The sequence below is a fragment of the Streptomyces sp. R41 genome (assembly GCF_041053055.1).
Taxonomy (GTDB): domain Bacteria; phylum Actinomycetota; class Actinomycetes; order Streptomycetales; family Streptomycetaceae; genus Streptomyces.
In genome coordinates, this window is sequence record NZ_CP163443.1 from 9,529,446 (window position 1) to 9,542,615 (window position 13,170).

At 65.7% G+C, this 13,170-nt stretch carries 11 protein-coding genes and 3 pseudogenes; 5 read left to right on the forward strand and 9 right to left on the reverse strand.

Annotated features, from left to right (window positions below; translation table 11 throughout):
* Positions 1 to 24: 24 nt before the first annotated feature.
* Together AB5J53_RS43260 and AB5J53_RS43265 are read right to left on the reverse strand one after the other, a co-directional pair.
* Positions 25 to 336, reverse strand: a complete 312-nt coding sequence (locus tag AB5J53_RS43260) for a pore-forming ESAT-6 family protein (protein WP_369251051.1) — start codon at positions 334 to 336, stop codon at positions 25 to 27.
* Between the two features lie 24 nt (positions 337 to 360).
* The gene (locus AB5J53_RS43265; RefSeq protein WP_369251052.1) at positions 361 to 693 is read right to left on the reverse strand and encodes a hypothetical protein; all 333 of its coding nucleotides are present in this window, start codon (positions 691 to 693) and stop codon (positions 361 to 363) included.
* A 265-nt stretch (positions 694 to 958) separates the two neighbouring features.
* On the opposite strand from AB5J53_RS43265, the pseudogene AB5J53_RS43270 reads away from it, so the two are divergent.
* Together AB5J53_RS43270 and AB5J53_RS43275 are read left to right on the forward strand one after the other, a co-directional pair.
* Positions 959 to 1,093: pseudogene (locus AB5J53_RS43270) on the forward strand (IS5/IS1182 family transposase); the annotation flags it as partial.
* A gap of 60 nt (positions 1,094 to 1,153) precedes the next feature.
* Positions 1,154 to 1,252, forward strand: a pseudogene (locus AB5J53_RS43275) (dihydrofolate reductase); the annotation flags it as partial.
* Between the two features lie 283 nt (positions 1,253 to 1,535).
* Here the strand turns inward: AB5J53_RS43275 and AB5J53_RS43280 are convergent.
* From AB5J53_RS43280 to AB5J53_RS43295, 4 genes and pseudogenes are all read right to left on the reverse strand, one after another.
* Positions 1,536 to 2,138, reverse strand: a complete 603-nt coding sequence (locus AB5J53_RS43280; RefSeq protein WP_369251053.1) for an ATP-binding protein — start codon at positions 2,136 to 2,138, stop codon at positions 1,536 to 1,538.
* Between the two features lie 375 nt (positions 2,139 to 2,513).
* Positions 2,514 to 2,861, reverse strand: coding sequence for a non-canonical purine NTP pyrophosphatase (locus AB5J53_RS43285; RefSeq protein WP_369251054.1), 348 nt, complete (start codon positions 2,859 to 2,861; stop codon positions 2,514 to 2,516).
* A gap of 66 nt (positions 2,862 to 2,927) precedes the next feature.
* A pseudogene (locus AB5J53_RS43290) lies at positions 2,928 to 3,056 on the reverse strand (IS5/IS1182 family transposase); the annotation flags it as partial.
* Positions 3,057 to 3,070: 14 nt separating this feature from the next.
* A complete protein-coding gene (locus AB5J53_RS43295; RefSeq protein ID WP_369251055.1) occupies positions 3,071 to 5,032 on the reverse strand; it encodes a serine/threonine-protein kinase in 1,962 nt (653 codons plus the stop codon).
* A gap of 583 nt (positions 5,033 to 5,615) precedes the next feature.
* Here AB5J53_RS43295 and AB5J53_RS43300 point away from each other — a divergent pair.
* Positions 5,616 to 6,380, forward strand: a complete 765-nt coding sequence (locus tag AB5J53_RS43300; RefSeq protein ID WP_369251056.1) for an IS5 family transposase — start codon at positions 5,616 to 5,618, stop codon at positions 6,378 to 6,380.
* A gap of 193 nt (positions 6,381 to 6,573) precedes the next feature.
* Here the strand turns inward: AB5J53_RS43300 and AB5J53_RS43305 are convergent, their stop codons facing one another.
* Positions 6,574 to 7,392 (reverse strand): phosphotransferase, encoded by an 819-nt coding sequence (locus tag AB5J53_RS43305; RefSeq protein WP_369251057.1) that lies wholly within the window; start codon positions 7,390 to 7,392, stop codon positions 6,574 to 6,576.
* 617 nt (positions 7,393 to 8,009) lie between these two features.
* Here AB5J53_RS43305 and serS point away from each other — a divergent pair.
* A complete protein-coding gene (serS, locus tag AB5J53_RS43310; protein WP_369251058.1) occupies positions 8,010 to 9,314 on the forward strand; it encodes a serine--tRNA ligase in 1,305 nt (434 codons plus the stop codon).
* Between the two features lie 133 nt (positions 9,315 to 9,447).
* Here the strand turns inward: serS and AB5J53_RS43315 are convergent, their stop codons facing one another.
* Positions 9,448 to 10,356, reverse strand: coding sequence for a hypothetical protein (locus tag AB5J53_RS43315; protein ID WP_369251059.1), 909 nt, complete (start codon positions 10,354 to 10,356; stop codon positions 9,448 to 9,450).
* Between the two features lie 644 nt (positions 10,357 to 11,000).
* Between AB5J53_RS43315 and aspS the strand changes: the two genes are divergently transcribed.
* Positions 11,001 to 12,323, forward strand: a complete 1,323-nt coding sequence (aspS, locus tag AB5J53_RS43320; protein ID WP_369251060.1) for an aspartate--tRNA(Asn) ligase — start codon at positions 11,001 to 11,003, stop codon at positions 12,321 to 12,323.
* 57 nt (positions 12,324 to 12,380) lie between these two features.
* On the opposite strand, the gene AB5J53_RS43325 is transcribed toward aspS, so the two are convergent.
* Positions 12,381 to 13,166 (reverse strand): hypothetical protein, encoded by a 786-nt coding sequence (locus tag AB5J53_RS43325; protein ID WP_369251061.1) that lies wholly within the window; start codon positions 13,164 to 13,166, stop codon positions 12,381 to 12,383.
* Positions 13,167 to 13,170 lie beyond the last annotated feature (4 nt).

Genomic DNA, 13,170 nt, shown 5'->3' on the forward strand with positions numbered 1-13,170 from the left:
TCCTGCACGCCAAGTACGCAGAACTCAGCCGATGTTGTCGACGGCCGCCCGTGCCTTGGCCATGGTCGACTGCGCGGTGCCGTCGTTCTGCTCAAGCGTGGTGCGGACAAGGCGGATGATGTCGCGGACTTCGTTCGCGGCGTGGTTCCAGCGCTTTTCCTTGCCGTGATACTCATCGGCGACGCCGTCGGCGGTGAAGTCGGCCATCGCGGCCTGCACCGCGCGGTCACGGTCGCCGAGGACGCGCTCCAACTGACCGATGATGCCTTGCAGGCTGCCCTGCACCTCGGTGGAGGCGCCGGTGTCGTACGAGCGGCGGTCCTGGTCCTGACCCATGGTCAAATTCCCCTTTGGTGACGGCTATCGGGCGCCGAAGCGGGCGGCGTCGAAGTTCGAATGGCCCATGTTCTGGTGGGCGTTGTCCTCCTGCTCCAGATCACCGGAGCCGAACGCGGTGTCCATGCCGGACTGGCCGCCCAGGATCGCGCTCAGGGACCCGTTCAAGGCGCTGGTGATCTCGTCCGTGTGGTTCTTGAACCGGTCGAACGCCGCCTTGCCCGCCCCGTTGAACTTCCCCTCCAGCGGCTCCGCCGCCTGGACCAGCCACCGGATCAGCGTTCCCAGGTCTTCAGTCGACCCGACCGTGCTCTTACCGAGATCCGCCAGGGTCGTCGACCCCATGTCGAACTTCATCCACCCACCCCCGTGTTCGTCGTGTTACACGTCATGACAGTCCAACTTCGACAGTCACGACGTACTTGTACGAGATGCAGTTCCTCCGTGTCGCACACGCCACAGAACTCTTCGAACATCCTCTCCCATAACGCGTTGCAGACGCAACGCAGTTGGGGACGAACTGGCGTGATCTAACCCATGGCCGATCGGCGCTGAGAGGACGGTCGTTGAGGGTTTGGCTCCGTTGGTGTCGCCTGATGAGGTGAACGCAGGGCGGGTTGCGGCCAATAGGGTTCCTGGGACGAAACAGGGGCTGGCAGTAGACGTGTTGGGGTTGGTCATCGCGATGGTCGCGCCAGCTGCCAGTGTGCACGAGAACGCCGCGGGGACCGCCCCGCTGGACCAGGTCGCGGGCGGCCGTTCTGGTCCTGCGCTGGTTCCGCGAACGCGGCTGCGTGCACCGGCGGTGGCGTTCCGTTTCTTTCCCCAGCGCGAGCGCTGGGTGGATCTCGAACTCGTCGAGACCCGCACCCTCAGTTCGAGAGTCGTCTACCTCCGCTACCACGTGGCGCGCTAGTCGGCTCGTCCGCCGAGCCCTAGGAAGAACGGGCCAGCCAGTGACGTGTCCTCAGCGAAATGATCTGCGCGACGCGGTGTGAACTACCGCCTGGCAAAGGCGAGTCGGACGGACCACACCCGACCGCAGACGCACGTAGAGCCCCTGGTAGGACAGGTCTCACCACAAGATCATGTCCGCAACCACCAGAGGCTTCAAGTTGGTCACCTATGTCGCCACGCTCGACGTCCCGCGCCACGTCGTGGACCACTCCTCTGACCACCTCTGCCTGGTTCGAAGCAGCTCAAGCCGCTTGGTGCTCGACTCGTGCACGTGCACTGGCGATTGGCACGGATTCCGTTACAGCGGAGTGGGTGTCTACTGCGCAGTTGAAGACCGCGTGGTCAGCAGGTGCTTCATGGTATGAGGACATCCCGGTTTTGGTGTCCACCGCGGACGTGGGAACCGTCAGCTCGAACCAGGTCTTCTTCCCCGCCGCACAGGGGTGTGAGCCCCACTCCGTTGCCAACGCTGCAACGAGGAAGAGACCGCGCCCATTCTCGTCCGCGGACCGAGCTTGAGACGGACGCACCGTAGTGGGGTCAACATCGGTGACTTCCACACGGAGCCGCTCTCCGGTCCACCGTACGGACACAACGCACGCGGCCTGCGTGTGCATGACCGAGTTCGCGACCAGTTCCCCGGTGAGCAACTTCAAGTCCTGGGCCAGCTCCTCGTTCAGGGCCAGCCCAAGCCGCCTTGCACGGCTCACAATTCTGTCTCGTGCAGCCGGCACCGCCTCGACCAGGGGCGGGACAGTGAACGCGTAGGGCGATTCTTCGAGCGGGCGCGACATAGCTGAGACCTCTCGGTGGGCAGGAGCTAGTGTGTCAACGCGATCTCCCATAAGTGAATGGATCGCTCGCCGACTTCACCGAGCAGCCCGGCAGAGCAACCGGGAAATCTAGTAGGAGCCCGGCAGGCGGCGGACGTCCACCATGGACCACAGGCCGCCTGGCTCCCTATCCCTGAGGTGATATCACCGCAGCAATGTCATTGTGACTGCGCCAGCCACTCACCCAGGGCTGCGACGACCGAGCGTTTTCCCCACTCAGCGAACACACGGCTCTGCTCGTCCTCCGGCAAGGCGGCCAGTGTCGCGCCGGCTCCGTTCAGCACGAAGATTGACCACAGATCGGACCAGGATCGTGAACCGCGCCCCCGATCGGGTGCCATCCCGATCCTTCCTGGCTCGCGGGCGTCATCCGCGAAGGTGTGCAACTCACCGTCGGTGTCCCCGTAGACCGCGGACTCGCGAAACGACAGGTCCGCTTCTCCGCGAGGTCCGAGAGATGGGTGATTCCGTCGGGGCCGAAAGCCTCCAGAGCCTGTTTACCATCGGTCCCGGCCAACCACCGAACTCCTCAATGTAGAAGCCTGAATTCTCGACGAACAACGGCCGTCCGAGAATCGCGTAAGCCTGCCGGGCCTTGTGCTCCGCGATTATCGCAACTGACGTGGTCTGGATCTCATCCAGCTCCAGAGCCACCTGTTCCACTTCAACACCCCAAGGTGCGAGATGCTCTTGGGCTGTACGAAACTTCCCAGCATTCCCTGTGCACTTCGCCACCGTGATACCCGACCTGAATCGAAGAACCCCTCTTGGGGAGCAACACTCACGGAGCCTTTTCCATCCTCAGTCTGAGCTGGCCAGATGGAGGGTGAGGACACCGTGGATGAGGCCGGTGATTCGGGTCGTCGAGCAGCGGAGCTCGCGCAGGGGCCGCCAGGACTTGAGGGTGGAGATGGCTTGCTCTACCAGTGCGCCAGGCGCGTGCTTCACCTTGCGGCACCGCGCAGAGTGCGGGCCGTGTCCTGCGCATCCGGGCGGCGTGCCGCGTCTTTGTCCAGCAGGGCTGTGAGCAGGGCCGTCAGCGCCCCAGCGCGCCGGGGCGGCGGGAGCGGGTGCTGGCGGATCGCATCGAACAGCTCGGGTTGCGTATCCCCTTGGAACGGCCGGTGTCCTTCGACTGCCTCGTACATGGTGACGCCCAGTGCCCACAGGTCGCTGGCCGGCACCAGCTTGTTGTACAGCTGTTCGGGTGACATGTAGGGGAGCGTTCCGATGACTTTGCCGGCGGTGGTCACGCCGGGGACGTCCAGCATTCGAGAGATGCCGAAGTCGGTGAGTATCACCTGGGCGTCGGAGACAAGGATGTTGCCAGGTTTCAGATCGCGGTGGATCACCCCGGCAGCGTGCACGTGTGCGAGGGCATCGGCCACTTGGGCGCCGAAAGCGGCGGCATATTTCCAGGGGAGCGGGCCTTGGTCGCGCATCAGCACATCCAGGCCGGTGCCAGGGACATACTCCATGACGATCCAGGGAGTGCCTTGGAAGTGGAAGGCGTCGTGGACCGCGACGATGTTCTGATGGCGCATCCGCGCCGCGGCCTGCGCCTCAATCTGCATCCGCGCGGTCAGCGACGCGCGTTCCGAGAGGGTCGTTGCGGACCCGAAAAGGATCTCCTTGACGGCGACGGGCCGCTTCAGCCGCTGATCGTGGCCGAGCCACACCCGTGCCATTCCGCCTTGGCCGATCAGTGCGGTAAGCAGGTAGCGGTCATCGACCAGCAGTCCTTCGTGTCCGGCCAGGTGTCTCGCGGCTGCGACGGTGGGTGCCTCATGCCAGGTGCGCAAGGCGTGGTTCAGGCGGCCTGTCTCGCTTGCGGCTGGTCGGCGGGTGGATCGGGCCCGTTCCTGATCCTGGGCCTGCTTCGCTTCCCCGCCGCTTTCCCGCTCCTGGTTCCGATCCCGGTCCCATTCCGAAGTCGGGCCCAGTTCCGACGGGAGGGGCGCGGGCGCTATGGCCCTCGCGCCGTTCGGGCGGGCGATGCCGAGGATCTCCCGCAGTCGTTCGCGCCGTCGCTCCCAGCCCAGGTTGGCCCCGTCGGCGAGTTCTTCGACCAGCTGCGGCACGCCGGCAACCTCCTGCCGCTGCGCGAGGAGGTGTTTCACCAACCGTGCCGCCGCCATGTGCTCGAAACGGGGGACGTCCGGCCGACGGCCCATGACCCGGGCCAGTGGGCCAGCAGCGCTCGTGTCCGGCTCCCAGCGCGGCACGGACATCAGCCGCAAGGGATGGGTGTCCACCGTGTCGTAGGTGGCGAACGTCCACTGCTGGCCCAACCAGGACCCGAAGATCAGGAACAGCCCAAGATAGACCAGCGGCACCGCGTCTCGGTCCGGCCAGCCGCGCGGTGTCTGCTCCTCCAGGAGCAGCGACACCCGTTGCGTGGGATCGCGCAGCAGCTCCGCGGTGACCAGGACCAACGCCTGCTGAACCGTGGGTAGCAGTTCCATCATCTCGGGCAGCCGACGGCGCGCCAGCTCGTCGAGTGCCTCGCAATCGACCTCGGGGTGACGCCCACGCGCCAGCTCGGCCTTCTCCTGACTGCGCCAGCCGCCGTACGACAGGCCAAGGCACAGGCGGGTCTTCATGATCCATGGGTCGCCGATCAGGACATGGCTGATCGTCCTGGGGCGTCCGCTCCGGTCAGCGGTGGGCCAGCGCTGGACGAGCATGACGTCCCCGTCGCGCGAATGCGTGCGCACGACGCTCGGACCTGCCGTCGCCGCACGGGAAACTCGCAGCAACGGGCCCAGCTCCCGCCCCAGTTCCTCGGCCCGCTCGACCGAGGAGGAGTGAGCGACGGCGTTGATGCCAGTGCCCTCGTGGCCATGGTTGCCGTCCCAGTGGAAGGCAATCTGATGCACCGAGGACCCCTTCTGGAAATCGCTCACTGAAGTTCCCCTTCCTCCGGATCACTCGGATCCCTCCCACGGCCCCGCCTCGATCGCGGGCGCCTCCCCCACCACAATGAACCCCCAGCCCACCCGTGCACACGACTAAAGACATTGACATTCGCCATGTCCGTGTACGGGACTTCGGCGAGCAGTCCACCGAATCCATGCGCTTGTGGATCGAGATGGGCACGCAGTACACCGGGCACCGGCCTTGGGCCCACAGAATCTCTCCTTTGACGAGTTCCAGTCCCTGGTACACGGCTCGCCGGTAGATCTCGTTGCGCCGCTGGACCCGTCGCCTTGACGGATTCGGCATGTCGAGTCGCGTACCGCCCGTTGGGGTCAGCGTCTCTGGGGGGGCGGCGCACGGCACTGCGAACATGGCCGCAGGGGCTTCCTTGACACCCCGCCAGTCTCGCCTAGGCAGAGGGCTTCGGAAGGACGCGAACGCTCGCTGAGCACGACACCAGTGAGCCCTTTCCAACCTCTGGTGTTGGCTGGGCAGTTGGCCTGACAGGCTGATGAAGCCCCTGGTAGATGGGTTTTCGACCAAGAGAACCGTCTCCACTAGAGGCTCCGCATGCTTGTCTACCCGTCCGGCATCGACGTGTCCAGCTCTGCCCTTCGCTTCCTCGCCGCCCGCCTGAGGGAACGTCGGCGCTCTCTCGGCACCCGATGGCGGCGCCTGACCGCGGGCCGTCAGGCCCTACTTACCCTTGCCCACCTCCGCAATGGCCAGCCCTATGCCCAGCTCGCGGCAGGTTTCAGGATCGGTACCACCACCGTCTACCGGTACGTCACCGAGGCCGTCGAGCTCCTGGCCGCGCTCGCCCCCACGCTCACCGAAGCAGTACGGGCCGCGTCGATGAAGGCGTTCGTGATTCTGGACGGGACGCTTCTGTCGATCGACCGGATCGCCGCCGACCGCCCCTTCTACTCGGGAAAACACAGGAAGCACGGCATGAACGTGCAGGTCATAGCCGACCCGAAGGGTCGTCTCCTGTGGGCTTCACCGGCCCTGGCCGGTGCTGTCCATGATGTCCGAGCCGCACGCGAGCACGGCATCATCGACGCTCTCGCCGAGGCCGGCATCAACTGCTGGGCCGACAAGGGCTACCAGGGCGCAGGCGGCACGGTCCGTCTCCCTTACCGCGGCCAATGGGACAGCCTCTCCACCGGTCAGCAGGCCGCCAATCGGTCCTACGCGAAGGTCCGGGCACTGGTCGAGCAAGCCATCTCCACCCTCAAGTCCTGGCGGCTCCTGCGCAAGCTCCGCTGCTCGACGACCCGAATCACCGGCCTCGTCCACGCTGTCCTCACCCTCCATCTGGCCAGCTCAGACTGAGGATGGAAAAGGCTCACGGAACCATGTGGCCGCAGGTCCCAGATTCGGCTGTCGCGTGAGGCCGCTGCTGTCAATCGTCCTCCGGGAGCACGTCGTCGGCCGTGCTCGGCATGCGCGGCACTGGGATGGGCTCTGGTGCTGACTCCCCCCGCTTCGTCGGCCGATTGGTGTGCCGGTTGATCAGTTGGTGGGGTCACAGGGGCCACTTGCGCCTGGCCGCTAGCCACCGCAGCGTGGCCTCTCCGCACCACGTCTGGTGCTGACGCAGGTACGGCGACCAATCGGCTGGGGGCTGTGCGCCAGAGACCAGGAAGAAGCCCGAGAGCGCGGCCAGAGCGGCATCGAGTTGAGCGGTGTCGACTCCGCGAGCTGTGGGGTGTTTCCTGAACACAGTGGTGGAGTCGTGGCCATCAGCGTGTGCTGTGGCCAGGAGGAGCGCGAGGTCGAACCAACTAGCGCCAAGACAAGGCCAGTTCCAATCACAGATCCATGCGGTGCCCTTCGCGTCGACGAGGATGTTGTCCTGGCGGAGGTCGTGGTGGAGGACTGCGTTGCCAGCGACGGCCTGCCGCCACTGGGATTCCAGCTCGGCCAGGGTGTCCAGTCGGCTTGTGGGGACCCATGCGGGGAGGATCGTGGCGCTTGTGGTGCCGGCGGCGAGCAGCCGCCAGTCGTCGAAGTCACCGTCTTCGCCGACTGGTTTGAGGCCGACCTGCTGGAATGCGGTGGGTGGTGTGGACAGCGCCTCGGCTGTGGTCGCATACGCGTCGAGGCTGGCTGCGAGCTCTTCGGTCCTCCACGGCGAGCTGGGCATACGGCCGCTGTCGACGGCGTCGAACCCGAGGATCACCCATCCATCCAGTTCCTCACTCCACCGGTGTCGAGGCGCTGGTACGGCCTGGGGCAGGTCCTGGTTGACCTCGGCTTCACGCCGGTAGCAGTCGGCGATGTGGGCAGAGTCCGCGCTGCTGACGGCCTTGACGAACTGGGTGCCGCTTGCTCCGGTGATCACGGTGGCGAACCCTTGGGTGAAACCGCTTCCGGCACTCGGTCGGGCGGCCACGCTACCCCCGAGGCGTCGGGCGATGACTTCGCGAATGTGGTGGGGCAGGTCGTTCCACTGGGGGCGTACGGCAGTGGAGTGGTACGGCGGCCTCGGGGTGATGGCGATCGGCATTTCGCAAGCCTGAGGCCAACGGCCACGTGGCCGCCAGCGAGATTCACCAAGCCGTCTCGGCTCCGCAAGGCGACGGCGAAGCGTCTGAAAGGTCGGCGGCCGGTCTTCCACACGCGGGACTCCAGACAAATACGTTGGCCGTGTGACAGCAGCGCACCTAACCTCGAGTACAACGCGATGACGGAGACAAGTAGCCCGGGATCACGCGAGTCGAGAGAGTTGCCAGTAGCTGGGAAGGCAGCCTCGCGTTCCAGGGCGAATCCCCTCCCGAGTGCGGGGAGGAACGGCCCCACCAGAGGCCCCAATGCCCCGCCGGCTGGCCCCCGTGACCGGGCCTTGAACGAGGCCACCACCAAGGTGGCGAAGGCGCGGTGGCACCGCGAGTTGCCCCTTCTCGCCCGCGCTCCCAAGGGATCACGTCATGACGACTGATCGAACGGAGCACCGGCAGGATGATCGATGTCACCCTGATGCGCGAGAATCCCGCGTACGTCCAGCAAGCGCTGGCCAAGCGGGCGGTCCACGTCGACCTCGACGGGTTTCTGCGCTTGGACGACGACTACCGGCAGGTGCGCGCCGAGGTGGAACGCCTGCGCGGCGAGCGGAAGAGGATCTCCGGAGAGGTCGCGAAGCGGCAGCGGGTCGGTGAGGACGTGGTAGCCCTGCACGCCGAGGCAACAGCCGTCGGCGAGCAACTGACCGCCGCCGACACGCGGCTCAACGGACTGGAACGGGCACGTCAGGCGTTCCTCGAGCCGCTACCAAACCTGCCCGACCCCGATGTGCCGGCCGGGGGAAAGGAGAACAACGAGGTCGTTCGCACCGTCGGCCGACGTCCGGCGTTCGGCTTCACGCCGAAGGACCACGTGGAGCTCGCCCGCGCGCTCGGGCTGATCGACTACGAGCGCGGTACGAAGCTCGGCGGCAGCGGCTTCTGGCTCTACCGGGGAGGTGGCGCAGTCCTGGAGTGGGCCCTGCTGAACTACTTCGTGGAGGCCCATGTGCGGGACGGCTACGAGTTCGTACTGCCTCCACATGTCCTGACCTACGAGGCCGGGTACACGGCGGGCCAGTTCCCCAAGTTCGCCGAGGAGGTCTTCGCTCTGGAGGAGGGCGAGCGCGGTCCGCAGCGGTTCTTGCTGCCGACCGCCGAGACCGCGCTGGTCAATCTGCACCGGGACGAGACGCTGCCCGAGACCGGGCTGCCAAGGAAGTACGTCGCGTACACGCCGTGCTACCGCAGGGAGGCCGGGGGCTACCGCACAGCCGAGCGGGGGACCCTGCGCGGGCACCAGTTCAACAAAGTGGAGCTGTTCCAGTTCACGCACCCCGACGCCTCGGATTCCGCGCACGATGAACTCCTGGGCAGAGCCGAGGAGTTGGTGCGAGAGCTCGGCCTGCACTACCGAGTGGCGCGCCCCGCGGCCGGGGACACGAGCGCGGCGATGGCCAAGACATACGACGTCGAGGTGTGGCTGCCCAGCATCGGGACGTATGTCGAGGTCAGTTCGGTGTCGAACGCCCGCGACTACCAGGCCCGGCGCGGCAACATCCGTTACCGGCCCCGGCAGGGTCGGTCGGCGTTCGTTCACACGCTGAACGCCTCCGGCCTGGCCACGAGCCGTCTCGTGCCCGCGCTTCTCGAGCAACATCAGCAGGCCGACGGCACCGTGGCGGTACCCGAGGTGCTGCGGAAGTGGATCCCGGGCGGTTTCCTGGCAGCGCAGTCCCGCATCGTTGAGCCAGAAGCATCCTGACGTATGTCGTGATGAAGCCCTGCCCTCCGGCTACGGGGGAGACCGGAGGACAGGGCGGCTCTTCACCAGGATCGGCTACGGCAGGCCTGGGCGTGGCTGCTGGGCAGTTCGCCCAGGTGCTCGTGTGTCGTCGTCAGAGCCCTGGGCGTTTGGTTGGCGGAGCGAGATCCAGGATCTCTGCCCGAAGCTGCCCGCACGCAGCGGCCGTCTCCCTGCCGGCAGACAAGTGGTGGGACACCGTCCAGCCGGTCAGATCTTGGGAGAGTACGGCGATGAATTCCTCTTCCCTCGCGCTTGGGAGCAGCGGGCTGCCGTGCACGGGATTGAAGCTGGAGAGCCTCAGTATGAGAAAGCGTCCGGCGTAGGGAGCGAGCAGCTGAGTCAGCGCTGCTTCATCATCGGGCCGTGTGTTGTGCTCGCAGAGAATGTAGTTCAGCACCACCGGGCGGATTTCAGCGACAGCTGCCCACAGTGGCAAGACGGTTGAAGGGTCGTCCGCGCGGGGGATGACCACCCTGCGCTGAGCGGCGTTGGCGCCGTGCAGCGAGAACATGAGGCGATCCGGGAGCCAGGACTTGGGCTTCAGGAGATTTCGCACCCAAGCCTGTGGGGCGATGCTAGTTACCTTCACCTGCCGAGCCATTCCCTGGTCGACGATCGTTTTCGCGGCGGTGGTGACGTGGTTCCAGTTGGCGGCAGCGTCACCGACTCCGGCGAAGTCGACCCAGATGAGGGGGCCTTGCTGAGTACCTACCTGTTGCTCCAGCTGCCCTACTGCGGAGGTAATCTCTTCCGCGTGTAGATTTCGAACGAAGGGAGTCCGCGCGAAGGTGGTGGCGCAATGTGTGCAGCCATACCTGCAACCCGCCTGGGCCGACATGCACACCGAATAGGCTTGGTGCTCTCTCTCCCAGAGTTGCACGGCTTCGAAGGTAGCCATGTCTGACGTTTGGAAGACGTGCTTGATGCTGTGGTCGGGTGCTTTCGATGGCAGAGTTGAGACAACCTCGACCGAACTTCCGGGCGTGGATATTCCTTCCATTGAAGGGGTTCCTTTCCCTGAGTTACTCGCGCAAGGGCGGTGGTAAAACGGGACGTGAGCTCGTGCCTGGTGTTCACATGCGTCGATTGCTCATGAGTGCGCGACTCTCTATCGCAAAAGCGGCCGACGAAAATTCTTCTATGCCTTGGGTGGGTCGGATCGATGCGAGGGCCTGACCAGCGCAGCGTAGAATACGATCGCGTCGACCAAAAATCACCTCCGTGATATCACTCAAGAAATACCTGGTGAAAGGGAGGTGGATCCTCTCGCATAGTCGGCTCCGTCATTACGGCCGCACGCCGCTCCGACAGGCCGCTCGTTGGCGCGATCTTGCTGTTGCATCGCTGCCCACCCCGCTATGCTCGACAGCAACGCGTTGAAGGAGACGAGTAGCCGCGGGATCACGCGAGCAGAGAGAGTCGCCGGTAGCTGGGAAGGCGGCCTTGCGTCCCAAGGTGAAGACCCTCCTGAGCGCGGGGAGGAACGGCCTCGTGGAAGGTCCAATGCCCCGCCGGTCGGCCCCCGTCATCGGGCATGAATGAGGCTGTGGCTCTGTGAGCTGCGGTAAAGGCGCGGTGGCACCGCGAGTACCCTTCTCGTCCGCGCCCCCAAGGGATCATGACGACGCCCCTTGGAGGGCTGCGATGATCCACACGACTAGCCGTGTACTGGTGTCTGGCCTGCGAGAACATGTCGGGCAGACCGTTTCTGTGTCGGGCTGGGTGAACACGCTCCGCCTGCAGCGCAAGATGCAGTTCGTCGTCGTACGCGACCACACCGGCATGGTGCAGGTCACTCACAAACGCGGCGGCGAAGGCGACGAGGTTGAGACCGCGCTGGAGGGGCTGACGCCCGAGTCCGCGGTCCGGATCACCGGTCGCGTGGTCGACAACCCGATCGTGAAGCTCGGTGGCCTGGAGATCATCCCGGAATCGGTCGAGGTACTGAACCGGGCGGAGACTCCACTACCCATCGACGAGCAGACCGGACTCGAACACCGCCTGGACTGGCGGTTCCTCGACGTGCGGCGGCGGCCCCAGGCGCAGCTGCTGTTCGCTGTGCAGACCACACTCGAGCAAGGGATGCGCGAGTACGCGTACAGGCAGGGCTGCACCGAGATGCACACCCCGAAGTTGATGGGCACCGCCTCGGAGTCCGGCGCTGAGGTGTTCAAGCTCGGCTACTTCGACCGCTCCGCCTACCTGGCTCAGTCGCCGCAGTTCTTCAAGCAGATGGCGATCTCGGCGGGTGTCGACAAGGTCTTCGAGATCGGGCCCGTCTTCCGCGCTGAGCCGTCCTTCACCTCCCGGCACGCCACCGAATTCACGGGTGTGGACGTGGAGTTGGCGTGGATCGACGGAGTCGAGGACGTGACGGCGTTCGAGGAGCAGATGCTCGCACATGCCATCGCCAAGGTCGCAGACGCACACGGTGAGGCGATCCAGGAGGTGTTCGGTGTCGAAGTGACGGTACCGACGACGCCGTTCCCGCGGATCACGATGGCCGAGACGCAGGAGATCCTGCGGGCCAAGGGCTGGGACCCGGCGGGCGTGAAGGAGGACCTGGACCCAGAGGGCGAGCGTGGGATCGCCTCGTACGTCAAAGAACAGACCGGGCATGAGTGGGTGTTCGTCACCCACTATCCGACGAGCATCCGGCCCTTCTACCACATGCGGCCGGCGGACGACCCGGGGGTGACGCTCAGCTTCGACCTGTTGTGGAGGGGGCTGGAGGTCACCACCGGTGCGCAGCGTGAGCACCGCTACGACGTGCTCTTGAAGCAGGCTGCGGAGAAGGGGATGAGCACCGAGCCGATGCAGGACTACCTGAACGCCTTCCGGTACGGATGCCCACCGCACGGCGGTCTGGGCATGGGGCTCGGGCGGGTCCTGATGGTGCTGCTCGGCCTCGACTCGATTCGGGAGGCCACCTTCCTGTTCCGTGGCCCGAACCGGCTCACCCCGTAGTCACGCCAAGGGCCGGGGCCGCTGCTCCCTCTGAAGGGCGCAGCGGCCCCGGCCTGGTCAGTAGCGAACGTTTCGTAGATCGAGCTTCCACGCCTCGTCGGGGTGCTGGTCCCAGTAGGCGCGGAGTGCCAGTTCACGGTCCGCGAAGCGGCCTTGGTGGCACAGGCCGCCGTGGGAGAGGGTGACGCTCATCGCGAGCGGGGACTCGGTGGTCACCCAGTGCGGGGTCAGGGCGTGGCTCCACAGTCGGTCACCGGGCCCCATCCATACGGACTCGCGGTCGGCCGGATCGTGTTCGGGCGGTTCCTCCGCTGTGGTCTCGCCCGCCACAGCGGCCTCGGCCGTCAGGTGCCTGTCGGGGTCCCTGTAGCTGTGGAAGGTCTTCGTGCCCTCGATCTGCCACACGAGCCCGTGCGAGTTGTCGTTGTGGTACGTCGATGAGGCACCGCCCGTGGAGATGAACAGCAGCGGCGCGCACCGTTGCCACGTGAACCCCCAGCTCGACAGCTGGGTTCGCCAGGGGACCATGACCTGCTCCTGGAATCCGCTGAGGAGTCCGTCGTAGAAGCGGGTGAGGTTGAAATGGACGAGGCGGAACGTCCAGGTGGCCACTTCTTCGATCGGGGCTGTGCGGAAGGCCGACGTACGGTCCATGCGTAGGGACCAGTCCTCGTCTCCGAGGATGGTGAAGCGCACTTCCTCGTCCTGCCGGACGGCATCGAGGACGTCAAGGGCGGGCGGAAAGCCGAAGCCGGTGGCGGTGAGGACGTTGCTGACGCGCTTGTTGGGAGGGGTCCGCCACCGTTCGATGAACTCTTCTGGTGTGGTGACTGGGGTCGTCATCGTC

Excerpts from the sequence above, each read along its gene's own strand:
- AB5J53_RS43260 (WP_369251051.1), bottom strand. The coding sequence starts at position 336 with ATGGGTCAGGACCAGGACCGCCGCTCGTACGACACCGGCGCCTCCACC.
- AB5J53_RS43265 (WP_369251052.1), bottom strand. The coding sequence starts at position 693 with ATGAAGTTCGACATGGGGTCGACGACCCTGGCGGATCTCGGTAAGAGC.
- AB5J53_RS43280 (WP_369251053.1), bottom strand. The coding sequence starts at position 2,138 with ATGGGAGATCGCGTTGACACACTAGCTCCTGCCCACCGAGAGGTCTCA.
- AB5J53_RS43300 (WP_369251056.1), top strand. The coding sequence starts at position 5,616 with ATGCTTGTCTACCCGTCCGGCATCGACGTGTCCAGCTCTGCCCTTCGC.
- serS (WP_369251058.1), top strand. The coding sequence starts at position 8,010 with ATGATCGATGTCACCCTGATGCGCGAGAATCCCGCGTACGTCCAGCAA.
- AB5J53_RS43315 (WP_369251059.1), bottom strand. The coding sequence starts at position 10,356 with ATGGAAGGAATATCCACGCCCGGAAGTTCGGTCGAGGTTGTCTCAACT.
- aspS (WP_369251060.1), top strand. The coding sequence starts at position 11,001 with ATGATCCACACGACTAGCCGTGTACTGGTGTCTGGCCTGCGAGAACAT.
- AB5J53_RS43325 (WP_369251061.1), bottom strand. The coding sequence starts at position 13,166 with ATGACGACCCCAGTCACCACACCAGAAGAGTTCATCGAACGGTGGCGG.